A 25,996-nucleotide genomic window follows, 5' to 3' on the forward strand; every position below is an offset into this window, starting at 1 on the left:
TCGCCGCGGCTTTTCCACAAGGCGCGCAAGCCGTTGCGACATCCGCGGGCGCCGCTGCCCGCGTTTGTCGCGCGCCTGTCGTCGATTTGACATGGTCGCAAGTTCGCGCGCGCGGCGCAAGCCGGTCCTCCGTGCGACAAAACCGCCTCGTTGGCGGATTTCGCGCGCACTGTCGCGCCGCGCCCGATTCCTGTAGGGGACTGCGCTCGAATGCAAATCCGCAGGGACGTGGAGTGATGGCGCAGAGTCAGCCGGTTGACGTGCGGCGCGTGGCGGCGGCGCTGGGAAGCCGGTCGGTGGTGCTGGTCGGAATGATGGGCGCCGGCAAGACGTCGGTCGGCAAGCGCCTGGCCGCGCGCCTCGGCCTGCCGTTCGTCGACGCGGACGCGGAGATCGAGGCCGGCGCGCAGCTGACCATCTCCGAAATCTTCGAGCGGTTCGGCGAGGCCTATTTCCGCGAGGGCGAACGCCGGGTGATCGCGCGGCTCTTGAACGGCGGTCCCCAGGTGCTGGCGACCGGCGGCGGCGCCTTCATGAACGCCGCGACCCGGGACGCGATCGCCGCCGGCGGCGTGTCGATCTGGCTCAAGCCCGAGGTCGAGGTCCTGCTTGCCCGCGTGCGCAAGAAGGCCAACCGTCCGCTGTTGCAGACCGACGATCAGGAGGGCGCCTTGCGCCGCATTCTCGCCGACCGTGCGCCGATCTACGCGCTCGCCGACATCACCATCGAATCGCGCGACGGTCCGCACGAATCCGTGGTCGACCAGACGTTGCGACGGCTCGCGGAGACGCTCGGCGGCGCGCCTGAGGCCGGCCCGGAGGCGGCCCGGCGCCGGGTCGAGGTGCCGCTCGGATCGCGCGCCTATTCGATCCATATCGGCCCCGGCGCGCTCGACACGGCGGGGGCGGAAATCGCGCGGATCGCCAAGGGCGCCAAATGCGCGATCGTGACCGACGCCAACGTGGCCGCGCTTTATCTCGACCGGGTGCGCTTAAGCCTCGAGGGCGCAGGCCTCGCCGCCGCCGCCATCGTCTGCCCGCCGGGCGAATCCACCAAGTCCTACGCCGAGTTCGCCCGCGTGTGCGACGCGCTGATCGCCGCCCGCATCGAGCGCCGCGACATCGTCGTGGCGCTCGGCGGCGGCGTCATCGGCGATCTCGCCGGCTTCTGCGCCGCGTCGCTGCGTCGCGGCGTCCGCTTCGTGCAGATCCCGACGACGCTGCTCTCCCAGGTCGATTCGAGCGTCGGCGGCAAGACCGGCATCAACTCGCCCCACGGCAAGAATCTCGTGGGCGCCTTCCACCAGCCCTCGCTGGTGCTCGCGGACTCGGGCGTTCTCGACACCCTGAGCCCGCGCGAGTTCCGCGCCGGCTACGCCGAGGTGGTCAAGTACGGCCTGATCGGCGACCGGGGCTTCTTCGACTTCCTCGAGGCGCGCTGGCGGGAGGTGTTTTCCGGGGGCCCGGCGCGGGCGGAGGCGATCGCGGCGAGCTGCGCCGCCAAAGCCCGCGTCGTGGTCGCTGACGAGACCGAACAGGGCGAGCGGGCGCTGCTCAATCTCGGCCACACCTTCGGCCACGCGTTCGAGAGCCTCTCCCACTACGATTCCGCGCGGCTGGTGCATGGCGAGGGCGTGGCGGTCGGCATGGCCTGCGCCTTCCGCTTCTCCCGCGCCCTCGGCCTCTGTTCGGGCCAGGACGCGGTCCGGGTCGAAGCGCATCTGGCTTCCGTCGGCCTGCCGAGCCGGATCCGCCACATCCCCGGGCTCGACGCCGACGCGGGGGCGATCCTCGCCGCCATGCGCCAGGACAAGAAGGTCGAGCGCGGGCGGCTGACCTTCGTGCTCGCCAGGGGGATCGGCGAGAGCTTCCTCGCCCGCGACGTCGACGAGGCCGGCGTTCTGGCCTTCCTCGAGCAGGAGCTCGCGCTTGCGCCGGACTGACGGCGGGCGATCGTGATAGAACCCATGTCCATGCCGATCTCGCTCGACGTCGCCGTCATCATCGTCAGCATCGCCTTCGCCGCATTCTTCGCCGGGGCGGAAACGGCGCTCACCGCCGCCTCCCGCGCCCGCATGCACGCTCTCGAAATGTCGGGCGACACCCGCGCCGCGCTGGTCACCCGGCTGATCGGCATGCGCGGGCGCCTGATCAGCTCGATGCTGCTCGGCGGGCAGATCGTCACCATCGGGTCGTCGGCGATCGCCACCAGCGTCATGCTCGACCTTTACGGCGAGCGCGGGGTCGCGGTGGCGACGGTGGTGATGACCACCCTGATCGTCGTCTTCGGCGAGGTCATGCCCAAGACGATCGCGATCGCCTTTCCCGACCGGTTCGCGCTCGCAATCGCGCCGGCCGTGCTGTTCTTCGTCACCATCTTCGGCCCGGTCGTGTTCGCGGTCGAGGCGGTGGTCCGCTTCGTGCTGCGCATCTCCGGCCTGTCGCTCACCGAGACCGAGTCCGGCGTCTCGGGCCACGAGGAACTGATGGGCGCGGTCGACATCCTGCACCGCGAGGGCGAGGTCGAGCGCGACGAGCGCGACATGTTCGGCGGCCTGCTCGAGCTCGCCGAGGTGCCGGTCAGCGACGTGATGGTCCACCGCACCAAGATGCGGCTGATCGACGCCGACCTGGCCCCGGACGAGGTGGTGCGCGAGGCGATCGAATCGCCCTACACCCGCCTGCCGCTGTGGCGGGGCGATCCGGACAACATCATCGGCATTCTGCACGCCAAGGACCTGCTGCGCGCGCTCGTCAACTGCGGCGGCGACGCCTCGAAGCTCAGGATCGCCGACATCACCATCGATCCGTGGTTCGTTCCCGAATCGACGACGCTGCGCGACCAGCTTCAGGCCTTCCTGCGCCGCAAGACCCACTCGGCGCTGGTGGTCGACGAGTACGGCGTCGTGCAGGGGCTGGTGACGCTCGAGGACATCATCGAGGAGATCGTCGGCGACATCCGCGACGAGCACGACGAGACCGTGATGGGGGCGCGCAAGCAGCGCGACGGCTCGGTCGTGGTCGAGGGCTCGGTGACGATCCGCGACCTCAACCGGGCGATGGACTGGAACCTGCCGGACGAGGAGGCGGCGACCATCGCGGGCCTCGTCATCCACGAGGCGCGGGCGATTCCGGAGCCGCGCCAGACCTTTTCCTTCTACGGCTTCCGGTTCGAGGTGCTGCGCAAGCAGCGCAACCGGATCGCCGCCCTCAGGATCACGCCGCTCGGGGCGAACCCCGCCGCGCCGCGGCCGTCGGATCAGGACAGCGAGCCCGCGCCGCAGGAGTAGCGGAGCGTCGTTCCTCCCGGCGCGCCGGCGCCTCCGCCTGCCGCCGGATTCGGACGAAGCCGGGCCGGCGGCGTCCGGCAAGGCTGCGGCCATCCGTTGCCCCGCAGCGCGGCTAGCCTATATAAGCGCCAGTTCGGCGAGGCCGCCGGCGATCGAGAGAACGGAATGTCCTGGAACAATCAAGGCGGCGGCCCCTGGCGACCGCCCGGTCGCGGCCCGTGGGGACAGGGGCCGTCCGGCCCGCCCACCGGCGACCTCGAGGAGATCATCCGCCGCGTCCAGGAGGCGCTCGGCAAGTTCGCGCCGGGCGGATCGGGCGGCGGCGGATCCGGCGGCTTCAGCCTGCGCACGGTTCTGTTCGGCGTGCTGGCGGCGGTGCTCGTCTGGCTGGCCTGGGGCACGTTCTACACCGTCCAGCCCAACGAGGTCGGCATCAACCTCGTGCTCGGCCGCTACACCGGCAAGACCGCCGCCGGTCTCAACACCAACTGGCCCTGGCCGATCGGCTCGGTGATCAAGGTTCCGGTGTGGGATCAGCTGATCGAGGAGGTCGGCTACCGCAGCAACGGCGCCGACGTGCCGGAGGAGAGCCAGATGCTCACCGGCGACAAGAACATCGTCGACGTCCATTTCCGGGTGAACTGGCAGATCGATCCGGCCAAGCCCGAAGACTACGTGTTCAACATCCTGAGGCCGCGCGAGACGGTCAAGGCGGTGGCCGAGAGCATCATGCGCGAGGTCGTCGGCCTGAAGACGATCGACGGGATTCTCACCACCGACCGCGCCTCGGTCGAGGCCGACGTGCAGAAGCGCATGCAGGATCTCTTGAACGAGTACCACGCCGGGGTGCTGGTGAAACAGGTCCAGCTCCAGTCGGTCGACGCGCCGAGCCAGGTGCTTTCGGCCTACCGCGACGTGACCGCCGCGCAGCAGGACCAGCAGCGCCAGGTGAACGAAGCCGAGACCTACGCCAACAAGGTGGTGCCGGAGGCCGAGGGCGGCGCCTCGCGCATTCTCGCCGAGGCCAACGCCTATCGCGAGCAGACGATCCTCGACGCCAGGGGCCAGACCCAGCGCTACAACCTGATCCACGAGCAGTACAAGAAGGCGCCCGGCGTGACGCGCGAGCGCATGTACCTCGAAACCATGGAGCGCGTGCTCGGCCCGATGGACAAGACGATCGTCGACACCAACGGGACGACGACGCCCGTGCCCTACATTTCCCTCGACGCGCTCACCAAGTCCTCGGGAGGGGCCAAGTGAACCGTTCCCTTTCCGGACTGGCGGTCGCGGTCGTCGCGGCGATCGCGATCGTGCTCGTCTTGATGTCGACGTTCGTCGTCGACCCGACCGAACAGGCGCTGGTGCTGCGCTTCGGCCAGCCGGTGCGCGATCTGATCGGCGCGCCGGGCCTCTACTTCAAGGCGCCGCTGATCGATACGGTCGTCTATATCGACAAGCGGATTCTGGCGCTCGACAACGAGCGCCAGGAAGTGCTGGTGTCGGACAACCAGCGGCTCGAAGTCGACGCGTTCGTGCGCTACAAGATCGCCGACCCGCTGTTGTTCTATCAATCCGTGTACAACACCCGCGGCGCCGACGCCCAGCTCGGCGGCATGCTGAACTCGGCGCTGCGCCGGACGCTGTCGGGGGCCTCGATCACCGACATCGTGCGCGACAAGCGCGACGCGCTGATGGCCGACATCCGCGACCAGATGATCGGCGGCGCCAAGCGCTTCGGCATCGACGTCATCGACGTCCGGATCAAGCGCGCCGACCTTCCGGCCGAGAACTCCGAGGCGGTGTTCCGGCGCATGCAGACCGAGCGGCAGCAGCGCGCGGCGTCCTATCGCGCGCAAGGCTCGCAGCAGGCGCAGCAGATCCGGGCGGAGGCGGACCGCAAGGTCACCGTCATCACCGCGCAGGCGCAGCAGCAGTCCGAGCAGATCCGCGGCGAGGGCGACGGCGAGCGAAACCGCATCTTCGCCGAGACCTATGGCGCCGATCCGGAGTTCTTCGCCTTCTATCGCTCGATGCAGGCCTATCAGAACGCCTTCAAGGACGGGCAGACCCGGTCGCTGGTGAGTCCGAAGTCGGACTTCTTCCGCTATTTCAGCACGCCGACGCCAGCGCCAGCGGCGCCGGCTCCGGCTGCGGCGAACCCGCCGCCAACGAAGGCGGACTGACGCGATGCGGGACTTCGCCGCCGCGATCGGCCTCGTCTTCGCCATCGAGGGAATGCTGATGGCGGGATTCACCGACCAGATGCGCAAGAGCATGGCCGCGGCCGCCCGCGAAAACCCGAACACGCTGCGCGGGGTCGGCCTCGGCGCCGCCCTCGTCGGGGTGGCGATCGTGTGGGCCTCGCGCTCGCTGCTTTAGTGCCTATGTAAGGCGCCGGCTCGCTGGAGCGGGCGAAACCCGATCGTCGACGCTTTCGAGGAGGATGACATGACCCACCCCGCGCGGAGTTTGACGCCGCCCCGCCCGCTCGGCCCGGCGCTCGCCGCCGCGCTCGCGGCCGTGCTGATCGGCGCGCCGCCGGGCGCCGCGGTCGCGCAGACGCGGCCGAACAACCTCGCCGATCTCGTCGATCAGGTCGCCGACGCCGTCGTGAACATCTCCGCCACCCAGACGATCGAGGAGAAGGGCGGCGGCGCGATGCCGAACCTGCCCAAGGGCACGCCGTTCGACGAGATGTTCGAGGAGTTCTTCAAGAACCACGGCGTCAATCCGCGACCGCGGGCGCAGAAGGCGCAGTCGCTCGGGTCCGGCTTCGTCGTCGATCCGAGCGGCATCGTCATCACCAACAACCACGTGGTCGGCGACGCCAACGACATCGTCGTCATCTTCAACGACGGCCGCAAGCTCAAGGCCAAGGTGATCGGCAAGGATTCCAAGGTCGACGTCGCGGTCCTGAAGGTCGAGAGCGACAAGCCGCTCAAGACCGTCAAGTTCGGCGACAGCGACAAGGCGCGGGTCGGCGACGGGGTGATGGCGGTCGGCAATCCGTTCGGTCTCGGCGAGACCGTGACCGCCGGCATCGTCTCGGCCCGCAACCGCAACATCGACAGCGGCCCCTACGACGATTTCCTGCAGACCGACGCGTCCATCAACAAGGGCAACTCCGGCGGCCCGCTGTTCAACCTGCAGGGCGAGGTGATCGGCATCAACACCGCGATCCTGTCGCCGTCGGGCGGCTCGATCGGCATCGGCTTCGCCACGCCCTCGGCGACGGTTCAGCCGGTCATCGCCCAGCTCGAGCAGTTCCACGAGACGCGCCGCGGCTGGCTCGGCGTGCGCATCCAGCCGGTCGACGACACCATCGCCGAGAGCCTCAATCTCGGGACGGCGCGCGGCGCCCTGGTCGCCGGCGTCGACGACCAGGGTCCGGCCAAGCCCGCGGGGCTGAAGGCCGGCGACGTGATCGTCAGGTTCGACGGCAAGGAGATCAAGGAGTCGCGCGACCTGCCCCGGATCGTGGCCGGGGAGCCGGTCGGCAAGGCGGTCGACGTGGTCGTCGTCCGCAACGGCCAGGAGGTCACCAAGTCGGTGACGCTCGGCCGGCTCGAGGACGGTGAGAAGACCGCCGAGGCGGCGAGCGCCGAGGACCCGACGGCCGAGACCAATGTGGTGCAGAAGGCGCTCGGCATGGAGTTCTCCGGGATCACCGACGACGTGCGCAAGAGCTTCAAGATCAAGGAGAGCGTCAAGGGCGTCGTCGTCACCTCGGTCGAGCAGGGGTCGCCGGCGGCCGAGCGGGGCCTCAGGCCCGGCGACGTGATCGAGGAGGTCAACCACCAGGCGGTCGAGAAGCCCGCCGATCTGACCAAGGCGCTCGCCGACGCGAAGAAGGACGGCGGCAAGAAGCCGGCGCTGCTGCTGGTGGCCAACGGCGAGGGCATGGCGCGCTTCGTCGCCGTCCCGGTCGAGTGATGGACGGGTCCGGGACGGCGGCGGGCGCGGACGACAACGCGCTGGCGGTGGCGCGCGCTGTGCTCGCGCGCGCCCCGGTGTTCGACGGCCACAACGACCTGCCGTGGGTCATCCGCATCGACAAGGCGGCGCGCGGCGACCCGATCGCCTACGGATTGAACCAGGTCCACGAGAAGGCCGACACCGACATTCCGCGTTTGCGGGAAGGCATGGTGGGGGCGCAGTTCTGGGCGGCGTTCCAGCCGACCGGCGCGCCCCATCCGGCGCGCACCGCGCTCGAGCAGATCGACCTGATCCGCCGCATCGAGGCGGCGCACCCCGGCGTGTTCTTGCCCGCGCGCAGGGCGGCGGATTATGCGAGGGCCAGGGCCGCCGGAAAGATCGCCTCGTTCATCGCGGTCGAGGGCGGGGTGGGGCTGGAGAATTCGCTCTCGCCCTTGCGCATCTGGCATGCCGCCGGGGTCCGGCTGATGACGCTGTGCCACAACGAATCGCTCGACTGGGTCGATTCGGCGACCGACGCGCCGCGCAACGGCGGTCTGAACGCCTTCGGCCGCGCGGTGATCGGCGAGCTCAACCGGCTCGGCATCGTGATCGACCTCGCTCACGTCTCGCACGACGGGATGCGGCGCGCGCTCGACGCGACCGAAGCGCCGGTGGCGCTGTCGCACGCAAACGCCTTTTCGCTGTGCGACCACCCGCGCAACGCGCCCGACGACGTGCTGCGGCGGCTCAGGGACAACGGCGGGCTCGTCATGGCCACCTTCGTGCCGGGGTTCATCTCGCAACGGTTGCGCGACTGGCTACGGCGTGGGCGCGCCGCCTACGCCAAGGCGCCGCCGGCCGCCGACCCGACGGCGCCGTTCGCCGATCCCGAAGCCGGGCAGGGGCAGGCGCCGAGGGCCACGCTCGAAGAGGTCGCCGACCACATCGAACGTCTCGCCTCGACCGCGGGCGTAGACCACGTCGGCATCGGCTCCGACTATTTCGGCGGCGCCGCGCCGCAGGGCCTGGAAAACGTCAGCCGCTTCCCGCACCTGTTCGCGGAGCTGGTGCGGCGCGGGTTTTCGGAGGGCGACCTGATGAAGATGTCGTCGGCGAATGTGCTGCGGGTGATGCGCCGGGTCGAGGCGGTCGGCAGGCGGCTCGCCAGGACGCGGCCGCCTGCGCACGGACGGATCGAGGATTATCCGGGAGCGTGACGGCCCATCGAGTCGCGGTCGCCGACCAGACCGTGACCCGCTTCCCGCCCCTGGTTGTGGGCGCGGAGCGGGTTCCCGGGCACAAAGACTGGGCGTGAGCGTTGGAGCGCCCGTCCCGCGCACGCCGTCCGTCCCCTTTCCCGCCTTCGACATTTCCTTGCCGGGCTCAAAGAGATGTTCTACATTCGTTCTCATAAGCCGACGTCGAGGCCGCTCTTGTCCGATCTCTTCCGCCCCGTCCCCGAACGCGCCGAAGCCGCGCGCCGGCAAGCGCCGGGCGGCCGGATCGCACGCGGGCTCGACCGCCGGCCGTCACGGGCCGGCCGGCGGCGCGCGCGGAACCGAAACGCGCCGCAAGCTGTTGGAAAGTCTCGTTTCCGGAGCCGGGGTCTTTCCCCTCGCCGCTCGCCTTGGCCATCGCTTTCGGACGTAACCGCCAAGGCGGGACGCCGACGCTCCGGCGCCGTGACGAGCCCGAAGGACGACGTGGCGCGGCATCGCGAGCGAAGCGTGGCGATCCAGGGCCGCCGGCCGCCAGAGCGCCGGCGGGCAGCCGCTTTCGGTCGTCACTCCCGAGCCGCCGCTTCCGGACCTGGCCCTGAGCCTATCGAAGAACGCTCGCGGGGCACAAACGCCTCCGCGCACTGGATCATCCTTCGACAAGCTCAGGATGGGGCCGGTGGAACGCTCGCTGTTCATCGAGCCGGCCCGGCCGGCGCTTTCGGACGTATCTCCCGAGAGAGCGGCGGCGGCGCGGCTCAAGAGGAGGGCGCCCGTCCGGGGCGCCCGGGCGGTGGGCCTTCGCCCTCCGGGGCGCGCTGTCGGGCTCCTCGCGAACACCCGCCTTGGCAGGGACTCGCCGGCCCGAAAAAGTCGTCCATCGCGTTGAGAACATTCGACAGGCGCTCGACGAAGCGGAACGGGGGCTGCGGCCGCCGGCGGGCGCGCGACGAAAGCGTGGCGCTTCCGGCCGCTGTCGGCCCTAACTTCGCCACCGAATTCGTTTTCATCCGCGTGCTGTGCTAGGCAAATCACGGTCGATGGAGCGCGAAGGCGAAGCAATGACGGCGGGCGCGGACACAATGCGGCTCGCGGACGGTCGCGCCTCGGCGCGGCGGACGGCGATTGCGCCCCCGCTCGACCGGGAAAGACTGTTCGCCGCGGCGCGGCGGCGGTCGGGCCGGGTGCGGCTGTTGCGCAGGGCGATCCTCCTCAGCGTCGTCGGCGCCGCGGTCGGCATGATCGCGATCGCCGCCTTCGACCCGTTCGGGCCGAAATCCGGTTCGCTCACCTTTTCCAGCGTGGCGCTCGACGGGACCAAGGTCTCGATGGCGAGGCCCCGGCTGGCCGGGTTCCGCAGCGACGGGCAACCTTACGTGCTGACGGCCGAGCGCGCGCTGCAGGATCTGAAGCATCCGACCGTCGCCGAACTGCAAAACCTCGTCGGAGACATGGGGACGGCCGGAGGGGAGACGACCCGTCTGACCGCCGACGCCGGCCTCTACGACAGCGTCGGCGAGCGCATGAAGCTGAACGGAAACGTGAAGATCGACGGCGCCCGTTTCCAGGCGCGGTTGCGCAGCGTCGACATCGACTTTAAGACCGGCGTCTACGACAGCGACGAGCCCGTCGAGGTTCACCTGGGCGGGGGCACGTCGGTGGTCGCCGACCGCGCGTCCGCGCGAAACAACGGGCAGGAGCTGATCTTCGAAGGGCGGGTCAGGACGACCGTGATCCCTCAGGGCGAAGCCCCGGTCGAGGCTCACAGCACGAGGACCAATCCATGATCGATTCCCGCGCCGTTCTGATCGGGACGCGCGTCGTGGCGCTCGTGCTCGCGTTGAGCGCTGCGGCCGCCGAAGCCGCGACCAAGCCATCCAGTCCGCCGCCGCAGGCGTCGAGTCCGATCCAGATCCTGCCGGGAACCAGTTCGAAGGAGCCCATCTCCATCGACGCGGACAAGCTCGTCTATTTCGACAAGGAGCAGAAGGCGATCTATTCCGGCAACGTCGTCGTGATCCAGGGGGACACGAAAATGACCTGCTCGGTGATGAATGTCTTTCTCGACCGCGCCCCGGCGCCGGCGACGACTGCGCAGACCGCGGACGCCAAGGGCGCGACGGCGCCTGCGGACGGTCAGCAGGGTCCTTCGCAGAACTCCGGCATCAAGCGGCTCGAAGCCGCGGGGCCGGTGACGGTCGTGTCCAAGACGCAAGTGGCGACCGGCGACAGCGGCGTGTACGACAAGACGCAGGACAAGGTGTTCCTGATCGGGCACGTCACCTTGAGCGACGGGCAGAACGTGACCAAGGGCGACAAGCTGACCTACGACCTCAAGTCCGGCCAGGCGACGATCGACACCAATGGAGGCAAGTCTGGACGCGTGCACGGGCTGTTCACGCCCAACAACGCCGCCGAGCCGGCGAAGCCGAAGTAGGCGCATGTCATCGCCGTCTCTCCCCCGCGCGCCGATCCGGGCGGGCCTCCCGCCGTGAGCGACGACCTCCTGAGCGAGACGTCCTTGCGCGGCTCCGCGCGACACGGCGCCCCCCGGGCCGCCGCGGAAGGCCTGCCGGCCGAAGCCGCGGTCGGACAGAGCCGCCTCGCGGTCCATCATCTGGGCAAGGGCTATCGGGGACGGATGGTCGTGCAGGACGTCAGCATCTTCGTGCGGCGTGGCGAGGCCGTCGGACTGCTCGGTCCCAACGGCGCCGGAAAGACCACGGTCTTCTACATGATCATGGGCCTGGTCAAACCCGACAAGGGAACGATCGAGCTCGACGGCCACGACGTGACCGCGTTGCCGATGTTCCAGAGGGCCCGGCTCGGCATCGGCTATCTTCCGCAGGAGGCCTCGATCTTTCGCGGGCTCAATGTCGAGGACAACATCCGGGCGGTGCTGGAGGTGAACGAGCCGGACCGCGCCGCGCGCGAGGCGATGCTGGAGTCCCTTCTCGACGAATTCGACATCGCCCGTCTCAGGAAATCGCCGTCGATCGCGCTCTCGGGCGGCGAGCGCCGGCGGTGCGAGATCGCCCGGGCGCTCGCCGGCAACCCGTCCTTCATGCTGCTCGACGAGCCCTTCGCGGGCATCGACCCGATCGCGGTCGGCGACATCCAGGATCTCGTGCGCCACCTGAAAGGCCGCGGCATCGGCGTGCTGATCACCGACCACAACGTTCGCGAGACGCTCGGACTGATCGACCGGGCGTACATCATCCACAGCGGCCACGTCCTGACCGAAGGTCCGCCGGACGCGATCGTCGCGCATCCCGACGTTCGCCGCTTCTACCTCGGCGAAGACTTTCGCATGTGACCGGCGCGGACTACTCGTCCTCGCCGAAGCGATTGGCGACGAGGTCGGCGAGCGCGTCGAGCGCCTGCTGCGCGTCGGCGCCCGAGGCGAACACGGTGATGGTGGAGCCGAGGCCGGCGCCGAGCGTCAGAATCCCCATGATCGAATCGCCGCCGACGGTTTCCCCGCAGCGGGCGACCTTGATGTCGGCCTCGAATCGGTCGACGCATTGCACGAACTTCGCCGTCGCCCGCGCGTGCAGGCCCTTGCGGTTCACGATCTTCATGTCCCGCGACAGCGCTCCGGGAATGTCGGGCGCGGGCGGGCAGTCGTCGGAAAACCCGTCGCTCATTTTCCCGCGAGGACCTTGCTCGCGACGGTGATGTATTTCCGTCCCGCCTCCCGCGCCTCGATCACCGCATGATCGAGATCGGTCGTCTCCCGCATGGTCGCGAGTTTGATGAGCATCGGCAGGTTGACCCCGCAGATCACCTCGATTCGCCCGCCGTCCATCACCGAAATCGCGAGATTGGACGGGGTGCCCCCGAACATGTCGGTCAGAATCACCACGCCGGCGCCGTCCTGGACGCGCGCGGCGGCGTTCAGGATGTCGGACCTTCGCTGCTCCATGTCGTCGTCGGGACCGATCATGATCGTCTCGAGCTGAGACTGCGGTCCCACGACATGTTCAAGCGCTGCCCGAAAGCCAGTCGCGAGCTGACCATGGGTCACCAGGACCAATCCGATCATTAAGAATCCATCAGTCGTCCGTCTCGGGCTTCCGACGTCGTTGAAAGCGTCCGTGAAGTCACAAGCTGCCTATTTTTGTGCACTGCGGCGCATTGTTCAAGCGAAATTAGTTGCGCCTCGTCTTTCTGCCACAAAAAGGTTCAACCGGTCCGCCGCAGAGAAGGCGTTGTCGACGGCGGCCGCCGCCGAGGAAAGCCCCAGCCGCGGCACGCTGACGCCTTCGAGAATAACCACATCCGGCTCGTCTGGCCAACGGGGCCAGTTGCGATTCGGGCCGCTCAGATCGACCACGAGCCTCACCACGGCGGCAGGTTCGCTCGGCGCCGTCTGGACGCCCGCGCCCCGCCGCTCGATGAGTCCCGCGGTGTGCGGCGCTCCGGACGCGATGATCCTGCCTCCTGCGGCGCGAACCCAGATGCGGTCGTCTCCGACGAGCGCCCCGAACCGCCCGCTCGCGCGCGCATGGGCCATGAGCGCCAGCGCCAGCGCGCTCTTGCCGGCTCCCGACGGGCCGACGATGACGATTCCGTGCTCGCCGAAAACGACGGCCGTGGCGTGAACTGCGCTTCCGGGGGCGGCCGCCGCGCTCATGGCCGCAAAGCCGGCAGTTCGACGACGAAACGGGCGCCCGCGCCGTGCCGCGGCGGGTCGGCCGGACTCCCGTCCCCCGCATCGGCCGGACGGTTCGACGCCCAGATGCGTCCTCCGTGGGCTTCGACGATCTGCCGCGAGATCGAGAGCCCGAGCCCGGAGTTCTGCCCGAAACCCTGACCGGGCCGATCTGTGTAAAAGCGCTCGAATATCCGCTCGAGCGCATGCGGCGGAATGCCGGGGCCGTCGTCGTCGACCGTGATTACGACGCGCTCGTCGGGCGTTTCATCGTCCGCGGATGTCGGCGTTCGGGCGAGGGCCACCCGGACGGTCGCGCCCGGATCGGAGAAGGAGCAGCCGTTGTCGATGAGGTTGGTGACCACCTGTCCGAGGCGCGAATCGTGGCCGAGGACGAGGAACTCGGTCTCCGGGTGACGCCCGCGGCGGTTTTCGACCCGCAGCGCGATGTGCGTTCCGTTGGCGCGGGGCGAGTCCTGCGCCATCGAGACGACGGTTCGCAGCAGCGCGGCCAGGTCGACGGGCGCGGCTTCCCCGCGCGCAAGCTCCGCATCGAGGCGCGACGCATCGGATATGTCCGAGATCAGCCGGTCGAGGCGCCTCACGTCGTGCTGCATCACCGCGATCAGCCTGTCGCGCGACTGGCCGGTCTGCACGCGCGGAAGCGTCTCGAGCGCGCTCCGCAAAGACGTCAGCGGATTTTTCAGTTCGTGGGCGACATCGGCGGCAAAGCTCTCGATCGCGTCGAGGCGGCTGTACAGCGCCCTCGTCATTTCCCTGAGCGCGCCCGACAGGTGCCCGATCTCGTCGGTCCGCGAGGTGAAGTCGGGGATCTGCTGGCGTGATCGGATCCCGCGCCTGACCCGCTCCGCCGCGGTCGCAAGCCTCCTCACCGGCTCGGCGATCGTATTGGCGAGCGAAAGCGATAGAACGAGCATCACCGAAGCCAGCACCACGAAAAACCGAAAGATCGCCCAGCGTTCCGCGGCGATCACCCGGTCGATGTCCCCGCCTTGCGTCGACAGTTGCAACGCGCCGCGGGTCGCCATCATGTACTGGATCGGCACCGCGACAGAAACGATCGTCTCGCCCTCGTTGTTGATCCGTGCGGCGGCCTCGGTCCGTCCCTGGAGCGCCGCGGAAACCTCCGGAACCGATTTTCCGTCGACGAGCCACGGGTTCTCGGGCCGAGGCGCCGAGGGCGTGGCGAAAAAGTTGCGAACAGCGCCGGAAAGGCGGTCGAACGCCCCGCGGCGTTCGGCCGAATCGGGGAGATCGGAGCGCACGACCGCGCCGTGCGCCGACAGGGAGCGCGAGTCCAGGAGCAAGCGCCCGTCGCTGTCGTAGATACGGGCTCGGGTGTGCGTGGGCGTCACGAGACGGTGGAGAACGGGGCCGATCCGCTCGGGATTGATGGAAAACTGAATCGCCTCATCGTCGCTCTGCGAGGGAGCGGCGGTTTGCCCCGGCGCGAGCTGCAGAAGTTTGTCCGGATCGATCGTGATCGAGTCGGTGTCCACTCCGGCGGAGGCCGCGACCGCGGCGGCGATGATCGCCGCCTGCGTCGTCAGGCTCTGCTCCCGCGCCGCGATGATGTCGGCGCGGAACTGATTCAGGAGCAGGAACCCGATCATCAGGACGACGAGTCCGCCGAGGTTCAGGACGACGATGCGTCGCGTCAGCGACGACGAAAAGCGGGCGGTCAGGAGTCGCCACACGAATCGCGCCCTCGCCCTCGCCCACTGCCGTCGGGTCTTTTGGGGTGTCCCAGCTAGGATGCGATCACGACCAATGTCTACGTTCATGAGGCTCGCCCCGAGCCGCTCGCTCAGCCTTCTTTGAACCGGTAGCCGACGCCATAGAGCGTCTCGATCATCTCGAACTCCGGTTCGACGACCTTGAACTTCTTGCGCAGCCGCTTGATGTGACTGTCGATGGTGCGGTCGTCGACGTACACTTGGTCGTCGTAGGCCGCGTCCATCAGCGCGTTGCGGCTCTTCACCACGCCCGGCCGCGTCGCCAGCGCCTGCAGGATCAGGAACTCCGTGACGGTCAGCGTCACCGGCGTCCCGTCCCAGGTGCAGGTGTGCCGCTCCGGATCCATCTTCAGGCGCCCGCGCTCGAGGATCTTGGCTTCTGTCTCCTTCTGGGCGACGGCGTCCTTCGGACTCGAGCGGCGCAGGATCGCCTTCACCCGCTCCACCAGAAGGCGCTGCGAGAACGGCTTCCGGATGAAATCGTCGGCGCCCATCTTGAGACCGAACAGTTCGTCGATCTCCTCGTCCTTGGAGGTCAGGAAGATCACGGGAAGGTCCGACTTCTGCCGCAAGCGGCGAAGAAGCTCCATGCCGTCCATGCGGGGCATCTTGATGTCGAAGATGGCCAGGTCGGGCGGGTTGGACTTCAAGCCTTCGAGAGCGGTCGCGCCGTCGGTGTAGGTCTGGATCCGGTAGCCCTCCGCCTCCAGCGACAGCGACACGGAAGTCAGGATGTTGCGGTCGTCATCGACCAGGGCGATCGTAGGCATGAGGTTTCCGTTGCATTCGAATCGCGCCGCCTGCTGGCGCGTGGGGCGCGGGCGCACCATCATAACCGTTCGCGGCTGAAATGTGTTCCATTTCTGGAAAATCCCAGCGGCCGGTTCAGCGCGGTCGACAGGCTCCCCCACGGCGGTAAACGAGCCGCAGGCCGCCGTCTGGCGTCCCCTCTGCGCTATTTAGCGGCGTGCTCAAGAAAATCAAGGAGTTGGGTGCCTCTTTGGCGCAGTCGAGCAAGGGACCTGAGCTTATCGATAGGAAAGAGTATAATATTCGCTTGACCGTCGCACAGCTTGTGTTTCTGCTGCCGTCATCGCGTCAGCTCTGGAATCCTCATGGCGAAGCCTCCCGTCGATCCCGAAACCGTGCACGCCGAGGCCGTCGCCGACGCGAAGCGGCTGATGCGGCTCGCCCGCACCGGCGCGCTGGCGACGCTCGATCCGGCCGTGGGCGCTCCGCTGACGACCCTGGTCGGCGTGGCCAGCGACTTCGACGGCGCGCCGCTGTTCCTGATGTCGACGCTCGCGCGCCATACCCGGCATCTCGCCGCCGATCCGCGCGCCTCGCTGCTTCTCACCGAAGAGCGGGAGCGCGGCGACCCGCTGAACCATCCCCGCATCTCCTTGAACGGCCGCGTCGACAAGGCTTCGTCGCCGCACGTCCGCGCGCGCTACCTTCAGCGCAACCCGAAAGCGAAGCTTTACGCCGATTTCACCGATTTCGCCTTCTTCCGGCTCACCGTCGAGGCGGTTCACTTCAACGGCGGCTTCGGCCGGGCCGATCTGCTGACACCTGCCGACATCCTGATCGGCCGCGGGACGGAAACTGCGCTGGCGGAGGCAGAGAGCCGCCTGATCGACTGGGTCGGCGCGTTCGGAGACGAGGCGCTGGCGCGCCTCGTCGGCCACGAGGCGGGCGGCCGACAGGCTTGGCGGGCGGTCGGCCTCGACGCCGAAGGACTCGATTTAGCGGCGGGAGGGCGGCCTGCGCGCGTGCAGTTTGCCGCCGCGGCGAGCGACGAAGCCGAGTGGCGGGCGCATTTCGTCCGCGCGTCCGGCGCGCGTGCCGGATGACCCGCGACTGCCGGACAAAGGCCGTTTCCCGCGACGGCGTCCGGAGCTTCAATCGCTTTCCGCGCCTTCGATCGCGCGGCGGTGCCTCGCCAGTTCGGCGCCGGCCAGATCCATGAACGCGCGAACCCGGGCCGAGCGGCGCAAATCCGAGTGGGTCAGGATCCATAAGCCCAGATCCCATTCCCTGAGCGGCTGACCGAGACGCGCTAAGGACGTGTTCTGGTCCCCCAGGAAACAGGGCAGCGGCGCGGCGCCGAAGCCGGCGGCGACGAGTTCGAGCGCGGCATGCATCGAGTTCACGCGGGCTGCGAGTCGCTCTGGACGGATCGTGGCCTCGATCCACCGACGACCGACCGGCGGCCCGAAATCGTCGGAGAACCCGACGAACGGGATTGAGTCGACCGGCCCCGAGCCGATTTGCTCGGCATTGTCGCGCCGGCAATACACCCCCCACCGGACGGTGGAGATACGTCGGCCGACCAGGGTTTCGGGCGGATCGTTGGTCACCCGGATGGCAACGTCCGCATCCCGCTGCGACAGGTTCAGTTCCCGTTCCGACAGGATGAGGTCGGTGACCACGCCCGGATTCTGCGCCTGAAACTGCGCGAGGATCGACGGTAGGAACCGCTGGCCGATCGCCTCCACGGTCGTCACGCGGAGCCGGCCCGTCGGCTTGACGTCCCGCCCGGCGACGCGCCGTTCGAACTCCACGATCGAATCGGCCATCACATTCGCGAGCGCGGTCATTTCCTCACCAGCGGCGGTCAGGTCGTAGCCCGCCCGCGAGCGCTCGAACAGCGGCGCGCCGACGGTGGCTTCGAGCGCCGCCAACCTTCGAAACACGGTCGAGTGGTTCAGGCCCAGCCTGGCGGCGGCCCCGGCGAGCGAGCGCGTGTCGGCAATCGCCTTGACCAGTCGGAATTCGTCCCAGCTCAGCGCCGAATCCATCGCACCGACAATCGGTTGCACCCCTTGTCGCTCACCCTGCCCCGCCGGTCGAGGCTTCGCAAGCCCGCCTGCCCGGCGACAAAGTCCTAGGACCCGGGGGTCAGAGGTCGCGCGGCGCCGCGGCGCGCCGCAGCCGATCGTTGATGGCGGCGCCGAGGCCGGACGCCGGAATGGGCGCCGTGGCGATGATTGATGCGCCCGACTGGTCCAGCGCCCGCAGCCAGGCGAACAGATTCGCGGCGGCCTCCACGAGATTTCCCCGCGGCGAAAGATCGAGGCGAGCGCGGCAGGGCGCGCCGGCGAGCGCGCCGTTGAAGTCGAGCGCCGCTTCCTCCGGCGAAACGGCGCGCGCCGCGAGCCGAAGCCGCGCATGGGGCGCGTAGTGCGAGACGAGCTGCCCCGGGGCGCGCGGCGCGTCCGGCGCGCCGGCGGCGCGCGTGGCGAGGGGGCGCCCGAGGGCCGCTTCGATCGCCTCGCGGGGCAGGGCGCCGGGGCGCAGCAGCGTCGGCCCCCCGTCGAGGCAGGCGACGATCGTCGACTCGAGCCCGTGCCGGCAGCGCCCGGCGTCGAGGATCCAGTCGATCCGGCCATCGAGGTCGGCGAGAACATGGTCGGCGTCGGTCGGGCTGACGTGGCCGGAGGCGTTGGCGGAAGGCGCCGCGAGCGGCCGGCCGGCCGCCTCGATCAGCGCGCGGGCGACGGGATGGTCCGGCGCGCGCAGCGCGATCGAGTCGAGCCCCGCGCGGGCAAGGAGGCTGACCCTGCAGGTCGCCGCGGCCGGCAGGACCAGCGTAAGCGGCCCCGGCCAGAAGGCGCGCGCGAGCCGCTCAGCGTCGGCGTCGAATCTCGCCTGCTCTTTCGCCGACTCGACGCCGCCGACATGGGCGATCAGCGGATTGAAGGTGGGACGACCCTTCGCCGCGTAGATCCCGGCGACCGCCTCGTCCGAGGTCGCATCCGCGGCGAGACCGTACACGGTCTCGGTCGGCATCGCGACGAGGCCGCCCCGGCGAAGGCATTGCGCCGCCGCCGCGATCGCCTCGGGCGTCGCGAAACTGCGTTCGGTCGTTCGGCGATTGCCCGCCATACTTGCTTCCCATCGCAGCTTTGCGTGAATGGTCGCTATTTAAACGCGCTCGGGTTTGGCTTATCAAGCGGCGCAACGATGCTGGATGAACGCGCGGAGGAACCCCGATGACCTACCGATCCCCTGTCTCAGATATCCTGTTCTCCCTCAAGGCCGTCGCGGGCCTGCCGGAGCTGATCGCGGGGAAGCTGGACGGGGACTTCGACTGGGACACCCTCGCCTCCGTGATTTCCGAGGCCGGCCGATTCGCCACCGAGGAGATCGCTCCGCTCAACCGAACCGCCGACACCGTCGGGGCGGCTTACGAGAACGGCGCCGTGACGACGCCTCCCGGCTTCGCCGACGCCTATCGGCGCTGGGCCGAGGCCGGATGGGGCGGCGTCTCCGCCCCGGCCGAGTTCGGCGGCATGGGCCTGCCGCACCTCGTCAATGTCGCCTGCACGGAGATCTGGAACGGCGCCTCGATGGCCTTCGCCCTCTGCCCGCTCTTGACCGAGGGCGCGATCGGCGCGCTCAAGACCTACGGCGCGCGCGAACTCCTTGACCGCTACCTGGAGCCGATGATCGCCGGACGCTGGACCGGCACGATGAATCTGACCGAGCCGCAAGCGGGGTCCGACCTCAACGCGGTCAGGACGCGCGCCGAGCGCGCCGACGACGGAGCCTACCGTCTGTTCGGCCAGAAGATCTTCATCACCTATGGCGAGCACGACATGGCCGAGAACATCGTCCATCTCGTGCTCGCCCGACTGCCCGGCGCGCCGGCCGGCACCCGGGGACTGTCGCTGTTCCTCGCGCCGAAGTTTCTGGTCGACGCGGACGGGACTTTGGGCGCTCGCAACGACGTGCGCTGCGGCAGCATCGAGCACAAGCTCGGCATCCACGGCTCGCCGACCTGCGTGATGATCTTCGGGGAGAACGAAGGCGCCAAGGCCTGGCTCGTCGGCGAGGAGAACCGTGGACTCGCGGCCATGTTCGTCATGATGAACGCGGCCCGGCTCGCCGTCGGCACGCAGGGCGTGGCCATCGCCGAGCGCGCCTATCAGCAGGCGTTGGAATACGCCCGCGAGCGGCGGCAGGGCCGCAGCGGCAAGGGCGGCGACGGCATGGCGCCGATCATCGAGCACCCCGACGTGCAGCGCATGCTGATGACGATGAAGGGCTACGTCCACGCGGCGCGGGGGATCTGCCACCTGACCGCCGCGGCGCTCGACCTCGCCAGTCATGGGCGGACGGAGGAGGAGCGAACGGAGGCCGCCAATCGCGCAGCGCTCCTGACCCCGATCGCCAAGGCGTTTTCGACCGACCTCGGCGACGAGGCGGCGTCGCTCGGTGTGCAGGTGCACGGGGGCATGGGGTTCATCGAGCAGACCGGCGCTGCGCAGCACATGCGCGACTCCCGGATCGCCGCGATCTACGAGGGCGCGAACGGCATCCATGGCATCGATCTCGCGCTGCGCAAGCTGCCGCTCGCCGGCGGAGCGACCGTGCGCAACCAGATCAACTGGATCTACGATGTCGCCCGGGCCGTTTCGGAGAGCGGCGGCGGCGCTTTCGGCGCGACGGCCGGACGGCTCTCGGAGGCGGCCGAGGCCCTCGACGGGGCGACGAGAGAAATGCAGAAGTGGCTGGCGAGCGACAGCGAGTCGGCGCTTGCGGGCGCGTCTTCCTATCTGCGCCTGTTCGGCCTGACGCTCGGCGCCGCCTGCCTCGCGAAAGCGGGACTCGCGGGGGAGGCGCTCGCCGCCGACGGCGACGCGAGCGAACTCCCCCGCGTGGCGCTCGCCCGCTTCTACGCCGAGAAGCTCCTGCCGGTCGCGCCCGGTCTCGCCCGCTCGATCGTCTCGGGCGCCGCGCCGCTCAGCGCCTACGAAGCCGTGCTGGCGGACGCGATATGAGCGCGGGCGTCGAGGTTCGGCGCGAGGGGGCGGTTCTCGTCGCCGCCTTCGCGCGCCCAGAGAAGAAGAACGCGATCACCGGCGCCATGTACGAGGCGCTGATCGAGGCGTTCGACACGGCCGGACGCGACCCCGACATCGGCGCGCTGGTGCTCGCGGGCCGCGGCGGCGTCTTCACCGCTGGCAACGACATCGCCGACTTCCTGTCGTTCGCCGCCTCGGCGCGTGACTTCGCGACCCTTCCCGCCGCGCGCTTCATTGCCCGGCTCGCCGAGTTCGAGAAGCCGCTCCTGGCCGCGGTCGACGGTCTCGCGGTCGGCGTCGGAACGACGCTGTGCTTCCATTGCGACCTCGTCTACGCGACGCCGGCGGCGCGGTTCCACATGCCCTTCGTCGATCTCGGCCTCGTCCCCGAAGCCGGCTCGTCGCTGCTCGTCCCGCAGCGGTTCGGGCGAGCGAAGGCGGCCGAGGTCCTGATGCTCGCCGAGTCGTTCGACGGCGAGGCCGCGCTCGGTCTCGGTCTCGTCAACGCGCTCGTCCCGCCGGAGGCGCTTCTCGCCCACGCCACCGCCAAGGCCGCGGCGCTCGCCGCCAAGCCACGGTCGGCGCTGATGACGACGCGCCGCCTCCTGCGCGGCGATCCGGCGGCGCTGAAGGCGCGCATGGCCGAGGAGGGCGCCGCCTTCGCCGCCGCGCTGGCGTCTCCCGAGGCGCGGGCGGCGTTCATGGCTTTCATGGCCGGCGCGAAGCGATAGCGGCGAGCGCCCCTCTCGCCGGTGGGCGACGGCGGCGCCGACCGGCTGGACGTCTGGCGGGACGAGCGCCGCACCCGGCTCTGGAGACGCGCGGAATCGACACCTTGCCGCGTCCGCCTGAAATCGGTTAGCCACAAGTCGGAATCCCGCGCGCCTGGCGCTGCTTTCCAAGGGGGGCTTCCGTGACCGAGCTCGACGAACGCATAGACCTCTTCGAAACCCCGCGCGACTGGCTGCGTCACGCGATCGGCCGCTTCCGCGCCGCAAACCTGTCCTTCGGTCACGGAGCGACGACGGCGCTCGACGAGGCGGCCTATCTCATCCTCGAAGGGCTGCATCTTCCGATCGACACGCTCGACCCGTTCCTCGACGCCAAGCTGCTCAGAAGCGAGCGGACGCGGCTCGACGCGTTGATCGAGGCGCGCGTGACCACGCGCAAACCCGCCGCCTATCTCGTCAACCGCGCCTACATCCAGGGCGTCCCCTTCTACGTCGACGAGCGCGTCATCGTGCCGCGCAGCTTCATCGGCGAACTCCTGATCACCACCTTGTCCGACGACGAGTCTCCAATCGACGATCCGGAGGACATTTCCAGCGTCCTCGACCTGTGCACCGGCGGCGGCTCGCTCGCCGTCCTCGCCGCGCGGGTCTTTCCCAACGCCGCGATCGACGCCGTCGACCTGTCCGCCGACGCGCTCGCCGTCGCCGAGCGCAATGTCGTGGAGCACGGCCTCGCCGACCGCATTCGCTTGCTCGAGGGGGATCTGTTCGGTCCGCTCAAGCACGAGCGTTACGACCTGATCCTGACCAATCCGCCCTATGTCGACGCGGAGTCGCTCGCCGCCTTTCCGCCCGAATACGCGGCCGAGCCGCGCATGGCCCATGCGGGCGGCGAAGACGGCCTCGACGTCGTGCGGCGCATCCTGGCCGAGGCGCCGCGGCGCCTGACCGAGGACGGCGCCCTGATCTGCGAGATCGGCCAGGGCCGCGACCGTCTCTTGAGCGAGTATCCCGACCTTCCGTTCGTCTGGCTCGACACAGAAGACAGCGAGGGCGAGGTCTTTCTCTTGCGCGCGTCGGATTTCGGCGCTGCGAGGCCCCGGGCGAAGAAGAAGGGCTAAAGACCGGCGGCCTCGCGCAGGCTCGCGCGCGCGTCCGCCCGAAAAACGTCGATCGAGGTGAGGTCTCCGCCCCGCTCGACGTGCCAGAACGCCCAGCCGTTGCAGGCGGGCAGCCCCTGGACCAGCGCGCCGATCTTGTGGATCGAGCCGATTGCGGGGCCGGCGGCGAGCGTGCCGTCGGCGCGCACGAGCGCGCAATGGCGTCGGCGCGCGTCGAAGACGCGCTCGCCGGCCGCCACCACGCCGGTTTCGACCAGGCTCGCGAAGGCGATGCGCTGCTCGTTGCGACGGGTCGGGGCGATGGCGACGGCTTCGTCGTCGAGCGGCTCCACCGCCGCGATGCGCGCGCGCGCCGCCGCGGCGTAGGACGGATCGCGCTCGATGCCGATGTAGGAGCGTCGGAGCCTTCGCGCGACGGCGCCGGTCGTGCCGGAGCCGAAGAACGGATCGAGCACCAGATCGCCGGCGTTGGAGGCCGCGATCAGAACCCGGGCGAGGAGGGCTTCCGGCTTCTGTGTCGGATGCGTCTTGCGGCCCGCCTTGTCCTTGAGGCGCTCGCCGCCGGTGCAGATCGGCAGAAGCCAGTCGGAGCGCGCCTGGCAATCGTCGTTTCCGGCCTTCAGCGCCTCGTAGTTGAAGGTGTAGCCCTTGGCGTCCTGGCCGCGCGCCGCCCAGATCATGGTCTCGTGGGCGTTGGTGAAGCGCCGGCCGCGGAAGTTCGGCATCGGGTTGGTCTTGCGCCAGACGATGTCGTTCAGGATCCAGAAGCCGAGATCCTGCAGGATCGACCCGACCCGGAAGATGTTGTGGTAGGAGCCGATGACGACGATCGTGGCGTTCGGCTTCATCACCCGGCGCGCGGCGGCGAGCCACGCCCGGGTGAAGGCGTCGTATTCGGCGAAATCGACGAACTTGTCCCAGTCGTCGTCGACCGCGTCGACGAGGCTCTGGTCCGGCCGGGACAAGGCGTTTTCGAGCTGGAGATTGTAGGGCGGGTCGGCGAACACGAGATCGACCGAGCCCGCCGGCAGTCTGTCCATCTCGGCCACGCACTCGCCGACGACAATCGCATCGCGCGGCGCGGGACCGATTGCGGCCGGGCGTGTCGTCCCGCCGGCGCCAGTACGCACAACCTGAATCTGGGCGGGGAGACGCGACGCTCCGGCACGCAAGGTACGCATGTACACGAACCACTCGACGCAACGGCCGGCGCGCTTCGAGCCGGCGGGCCCGTTATGGCCGCATTGAGGTAAAGGTCCGGTTATGCGGGGGCGGTTGACGTTGTGTCGTTTTCGGACGCCGGCCCCGTCGGGGCGAGATCGCCCCTCCCGACCGCGTCCGCCCCCTCGCCGCGCAGGCGGAACGAACGCCGGTGGTAGGGGCAGGGGCCGAGGCTCGTGAGCGCCTTGCGGTGGAAGGCGGTGGCGTAGCCGGCGTGGCCGTCGAAGCCGTAGCCGGGAAAGTCGCGCCCGAGGTTGCGCATCAAGGCGTCCCGAGTGGTCTTGGCGACGATCGAGGCGGCGGCGATCGACATCGAAAGGGCGTCGCCGCCGATGATCGGCCGCCCGCGGCAGACGAGCCCGTCCGGAACGTCGCGCCCGTCGATCAGGACGAGGTCGGGGCGGATGTGCAGGGCCGCAACGACCCGGGCCATGACGCGCAGCGTCGCGCCGCGGATGTTGTATCGGTCGATCTCCTCGGCGCTGGCGAAGGCGACCGAGACGCTGATCGCCTTGGCGAAGATGACCGCCTTGAGCGCGTCGCGCTTCGCCTCGGGCAGCGCCTTCGAATCATCGAGACCCTCCGGCAGATCGTCGGGATCGAGGATGACCGCCGCCACCCCGACCGGCCCCGCGAGCGGGCCGCGCCCGACCTCGTCGACGCCCGCCACGAAGCGGCAGCCGCCCGCCATCGCCTCGCGTTCGAAGTCGAAATGCGGTCCGCTCACGGCTCATGCTCCAGCGGCCCGGCGGCGAGCCGGGCGAGGTCGAAGGCGTGGACGTCGCGCAGGAGCGCGATGAAACGCTGCACCCCGTGCGCCGCGGCGGCCTCGCCCTTTTCCGCCGTCGCCCGGTCGGCCTCCCCGACCGCGCCGGCCGAGTTGAGATCGCTCGCCGCCCAGGCGAAGCCGAGCGGCGGCTTTGCCCGCAGGAGGGCGAACTCGCGCTCGATCTCCTCGGCCGCGCTGGGAAAATCGCGCGCCTCGTCCCCCCGCACGAGATCGGGACGGAAGGCGAGCATGAGCGAGGTCTCGGAATCGCCGCCGTGGATTCCGTGCGTCGTCTCGCGCGGCGAAAACAGATTGTCCGGATAGCCGAGCCGCCGCCAGGAGGCGTGGACCGCGAGCATCCGCCAGCGCATGCGCAGGCGCAGGGCGACCGCCTCGATCGCCGCGCCGTTGCCGCCGTGGGAGTTCATCACCACGAGCTTGCGGCAGCCGGTCCGGGCGACGCTGTCGCCGATGTCGGTCCATGCGCGGATGGCGGTCTCGATCGACAGCGTCAGCGTGCCGGGATAGCCGGCGTGCTCGTCCGACACGCCGACGACCTGGGTCGGCAGGAACAGGACCGGCAGGTCCTGCGGCAGGATGTCCGCTGCGCGCGCGACGTAGCCCTCGTTGATCGCGGCGTCGACGCCGAGCGGCAGATGCGGGCCGTGCTGCTCGATCGCGGCCACCGGCAGGACCGCGATCACGCGGCCCATGTCGGCGCGGGCGAAGTCGCGCCAGGTCATGTCGGCCCAGTAGCGTGTCGGCAGCGTCACAGGCTTCCCCTTCCGCTGGGCGCGGCGCAGCGAGCAGTCCGCCCGCGCGCCAGTCGCAACCCGGGATCGAGCGTTTTCAGGCCGTTGCGGCGCCATTCGCAACCCGACGCGACGGCCGACGTTGTCATGCCTGCGGAGGCGGGCATCCAGAGCCGCCGGGCCGAGGCCGAGGCGGTCGGCTCAAATGCGACACGGCTCGTCCGCCCGGCCTTCCGGAACCCCGCTTGCGCGCCAGCTGATGCACATATCCGTTGGACGCGCGCACCCTTCCCCAGCTTTGCTGGGGAAGGTGGCCCGTCAGGGCCGGATGGGGTGTGGAAAGCAGGATTCCCGCGGCGACAAGTTGACGGCGACGGTCGCGCAATCCGTCCGGCGCCGATGAAGCGGCCCACACCCCATCCGTCGCTTCGCGACACCTTCCCCGCTTCGCGGAGAAGGGGGAAACGCCCCCGCGCCGCGCAAGGAAAAGACCTGTGTGCATCGGCTCGCGCTTGCGCGGGGATGACAGGGGGCGAGATCGTCGGCCGCGCCGACCATCCTGGCGCCGACGCAACGATTCCAGACGCTTGGCTGCCTAAACCTGCCACTCGGTAACTCCCAAGCCGGCAGCGAACAGCGCCGTCATCGCGAGCGACCCCCGGGTCGAAGAGCCCGGGGGGAAGCGATCCAGGGCCGCTGGGCCGCTGTTGCGCCCTCTGATCGTCCCGCCGCCCTTCGTTGCGAGCAGAAGAC

General features: G+C 69.5%; 24 protein-coding genes. 14 read left to right on the forward strand and 10 right to left on the reverse strand.

The annotated features are described in order from the left end of the window. The first annotated feature begins 236 nt into the window (after window positions 1–236). From aroB to lptB, 10 genes are all read left to right on the forward strand, one after another. Window positions 237–1,943: a 3-dehydroquinate synthase gene (aroB, locus tag DFR50_RS01000; RefSeq protein ID WP_113887315.1), complete on the forward strand. Its 1,707-nt coding sequence runs from the start codon at window positions 237–239 to the stop codon at window positions 1,941–1,943. Between the two features lie 24 nt (window positions 1,944–1,967). Next, complete coding sequence (locus DFR50_RS01005) at window positions 1,968–3,290, forward strand: HlyC/CorC family transporter (protein ID WP_113887316.1); 1,323 nt, start codon at window positions 1,968–1,970, stop codon at window positions 3,288–3,290. A gap of 165 nt (window positions 3,291–3,455) precedes the next feature. Then, entirely contained in the window at window positions 3,456–4,553 is a 1,098-nt protein-coding gene (hflK, locus tag DFR50_RS01010) for an FtsH protease activity modulator HflK (RefSeq protein ID WP_113887317.1), read from the forward strand. Then, window positions 4,550–5,476, forward strand: coding sequence for a protease modulator HflC (hflC, locus tag DFR50_RS01015; RefSeq protein WP_245427230.1), 927 nt, complete (start codon window positions 4,550–4,552; stop codon window positions 5,474–5,476). The genes hflK and hflC overlap by 4 nt, the downstream gene beginning before the upstream one ends. Before the next feature lie 4 nt (window positions 5,477–5,480). Next, window positions 5,481–5,672: a DUF2065 domain-containing protein gene (locus DFR50_RS01020; RefSeq protein ID WP_113887318.1), complete on the forward strand. Its 192-nt coding sequence runs from the start codon at window positions 5,481–5,483 to the stop codon at window positions 5,670–5,672. Between the two features lie 69 nt (window positions 5,673–5,741). Further along, the gene (locus DFR50_RS01025; protein WP_113887319.1) at window positions 5,742–7,226 is read left to right on the forward strand and encodes a DegQ family serine endoprotease; all 1,485 of its coding nucleotides are present in this window, start codon (window positions 5,742–5,744) and stop codon (window positions 7,224–7,226) included. Beyond that, window positions 7,226–8,428, forward strand: a complete 1,203-nt coding sequence (locus DFR50_RS01030; protein ID WP_113887320.1) for a dipeptidase — start codon at window positions 7,226–7,228, stop codon at window positions 8,426–8,428. The genes DFR50_RS01025 and DFR50_RS01030 overlap by 1 nt, the downstream gene beginning before the upstream one ends. Before the next feature lie 1,061 nt (window positions 8,429–9,489). Further along, window positions 9,490–10,215 carry an LPS export ABC transporter periplasmic protein LptC gene (lptC, locus tag DFR50_RS01035; RefSeq protein WP_170152985.1) on the forward strand — a complete coding sequence of 242 codons (726 nt, stop codon included), beginning with the start codon at window positions 9,490–9,492 and terminating at the stop codon, window positions 10,213–10,215. Then, entirely contained in the window at window positions 10,212–10,865 is a 654-nt protein-coding gene (locus DFR50_RS01040) for an LptA/OstA family protein (protein ID WP_113887322.1), read from the forward strand. Before lptC ends, DFR50_RS01040 begins: the two co-directional genes overlap by 4 nt. A gap of 54 nt (window positions 10,866–10,919) precedes the next feature. After that, a complete protein-coding gene (lptB, locus tag DFR50_RS01045; protein ID WP_113887323.1) occupies window positions 10,920–11,744 on the forward strand; it encodes an LPS export ABC transporter ATP-binding protein in 825 nt (274 codons plus the stop codon). A gap of 10 nt (window positions 11,745–11,754) precedes the next feature. Here lptB and DFR50_RS01050 read toward each other — a convergent pair whose 3' ends face one another. From DFR50_RS01050 to DFR50_RS01070, 5 genes are all read right to left on the reverse strand, one after another. Further along, window positions 11,755–12,075, reverse strand: coding sequence for an HPr family phosphocarrier protein (locus tag DFR50_RS01050; RefSeq protein WP_113887324.1), 321 nt, complete (start codon window positions 12,073–12,075; stop codon window positions 11,755–11,757). Further along, on the reverse strand, window positions 12,072–12,473 hold the full coding sequence (locus tag DFR50_RS01055) for a PTS sugar transporter subunit IIA (RefSeq protein WP_113887325.1): 402 nt from the start codon (window positions 12,471–12,473) through the stop codon (window positions 12,072–12,074). Before DFR50_RS01055 ends, DFR50_RS01050 begins: the two co-directional genes overlap by 4 nt. 96 nt (window positions 12,474–12,569) lie before the next feature. Then, the gene (locus DFR50_RS01060) at window positions 12,570–13,064 is read right to left on the reverse strand and encodes an HPr kinase/phosphorylase (RefSeq protein ID WP_113887326.1); all 495 of its coding nucleotides are present in this window, start codon (window positions 13,062–13,064) and stop codon (window positions 12,570–12,572) included. Beyond that, on the reverse strand, window positions 13,061–14,887 hold the full coding sequence (locus DFR50_RS01065; protein WP_113887327.1) for a sensor histidine kinase: 1,827 nt from the start codon (window positions 14,885–14,887) through the stop codon (window positions 13,061–13,063). Before DFR50_RS01065 ends, DFR50_RS01060 begins: the two co-directional genes overlap by 4 nt. A 23-nt stretch (window positions 14,888–14,910) precedes the next feature. Further along, window positions 14,911–15,609: a response regulator transcription factor gene (locus DFR50_RS01070; RefSeq protein ID WP_113887469.1), complete on the reverse strand. Its 699-nt coding sequence runs from the start codon at window positions 15,607–15,609 to the stop codon at window positions 14,911–14,913. Window positions 15,610–15,954: 345 nt separating this feature from the next. Here DFR50_RS01070 and DFR50_RS01075 point away from each other — a divergent pair, with 345 nt between their 5' ends. After that, window positions 15,955–16,692 carry a HugZ family pyridoxamine 5'-phosphate oxidase gene (locus DFR50_RS01075; protein ID WP_113887328.1) on the forward strand — a complete coding sequence of 246 codons (738 nt, stop codon included), beginning with the start codon at window positions 15,955–15,957 and terminating at the stop codon, window positions 16,690–16,692. A 48-nt stretch (window positions 16,693–16,740) separates the two neighbouring features. Here DFR50_RS01075 and DFR50_RS01080 read toward each other — a convergent pair whose 3' ends face one another. Then, window positions 16,741–17,640 (reverse strand): LysR family transcriptional regulator, encoded by a 900-nt coding sequence (locus DFR50_RS01080; RefSeq protein ID WP_113887329.1) that lies wholly within the window; start codon window positions 17,638–17,640, stop codon window positions 16,741–16,743. A 100-nt stretch (window positions 17,641–17,740) separates the two neighbouring features. Continuing rightward, window positions 17,741–18,727 (reverse strand): L-threonylcarbamoyladenylate synthase, encoded by a 987-nt coding sequence (locus tag DFR50_RS01085; RefSeq protein WP_113887330.1) that lies wholly within the window; start codon window positions 18,725–18,727, stop codon window positions 17,741–17,743. Window positions 18,728–18,834: 107 nt separating this feature from the next. On the opposite strand from DFR50_RS01085, the gene DFR50_RS01090 reads away from it, so the two are divergent. From DFR50_RS01090 to prmB, 3 genes are all read left to right on the forward strand, one after another. Then, complete coding sequence (locus tag DFR50_RS01090) at window positions 18,835–20,625, forward strand: acyl-CoA dehydrogenase family protein (RefSeq protein ID WP_113887331.1); 1,791 nt, start codon at window positions 18,835–18,837, stop codon at window positions 20,623–20,625. Beyond that, a complete protein-coding gene (locus tag DFR50_RS01095; RefSeq protein ID WP_113887332.1) occupies window positions 20,622–21,380 on the forward strand; it encodes an enoyl-CoA hydratase-related protein in 759 nt (252 codons plus the stop codon). Before DFR50_RS01090 ends, DFR50_RS01095 begins: the two co-directional genes overlap by 4 nt. Before the next feature lie 182 nt (window positions 21,381–21,562). Further along, window positions 21,563–22,501: a 50S ribosomal protein L3 N(5)-glutamine methyltransferase gene (prmB, locus tag DFR50_RS01100; protein WP_245427231.1), complete on the forward strand. Its 939-nt coding sequence runs from the start codon at window positions 21,563–21,565 to the stop codon at window positions 22,499–22,501. On the opposite strand, the gene DFR50_RS01105 is transcribed toward prmB, so the two are convergent. The 3 genes from DFR50_RS01105 to DFR50_RS01115 form a co-directional block, all read right to left on the reverse strand. After that, window positions 22,498–23,682 (reverse strand): site-specific DNA-methyltransferase, encoded by a 1,185-nt coding sequence (locus DFR50_RS01105; protein WP_113887333.1) that lies wholly within the window; start codon window positions 23,680–23,682, stop codon window positions 22,498–22,500. The two genes, prmB and DFR50_RS01105, sit on opposite strands and share 4 nt — an antisense overlap. 80 nt (window positions 23,683–23,762) lie before the next feature. Continuing rightward, entirely contained in the window at window positions 23,763–24,449 is a 687-nt protein-coding gene (locus DFR50_RS01110; RefSeq protein ID WP_245427233.1) for a ribonuclease HII, read from the reverse strand. Continuing rightward, window positions 24,446–25,234 (reverse strand): creatininase family protein, encoded by a 789-nt coding sequence (locus tag DFR50_RS01115; RefSeq protein WP_113887472.1) that lies wholly within the window; start codon window positions 25,232–25,234, stop codon window positions 24,446–24,448. Before DFR50_RS01115 ends, DFR50_RS01110 begins: the two co-directional genes overlap by 4 nt. Window positions 25,235–25,996: the final 762 nt, after the last annotated feature.

Origin of the sequence: Roseiarcus fermentans (assembly GCF_003315135.1) — a bacterium.
GTDB lineage: Bacteria > Pseudomonadota > Alphaproteobacteria > Rhizobiales > Beijerinckiaceae > Roseiarcus > Roseiarcus fermentans.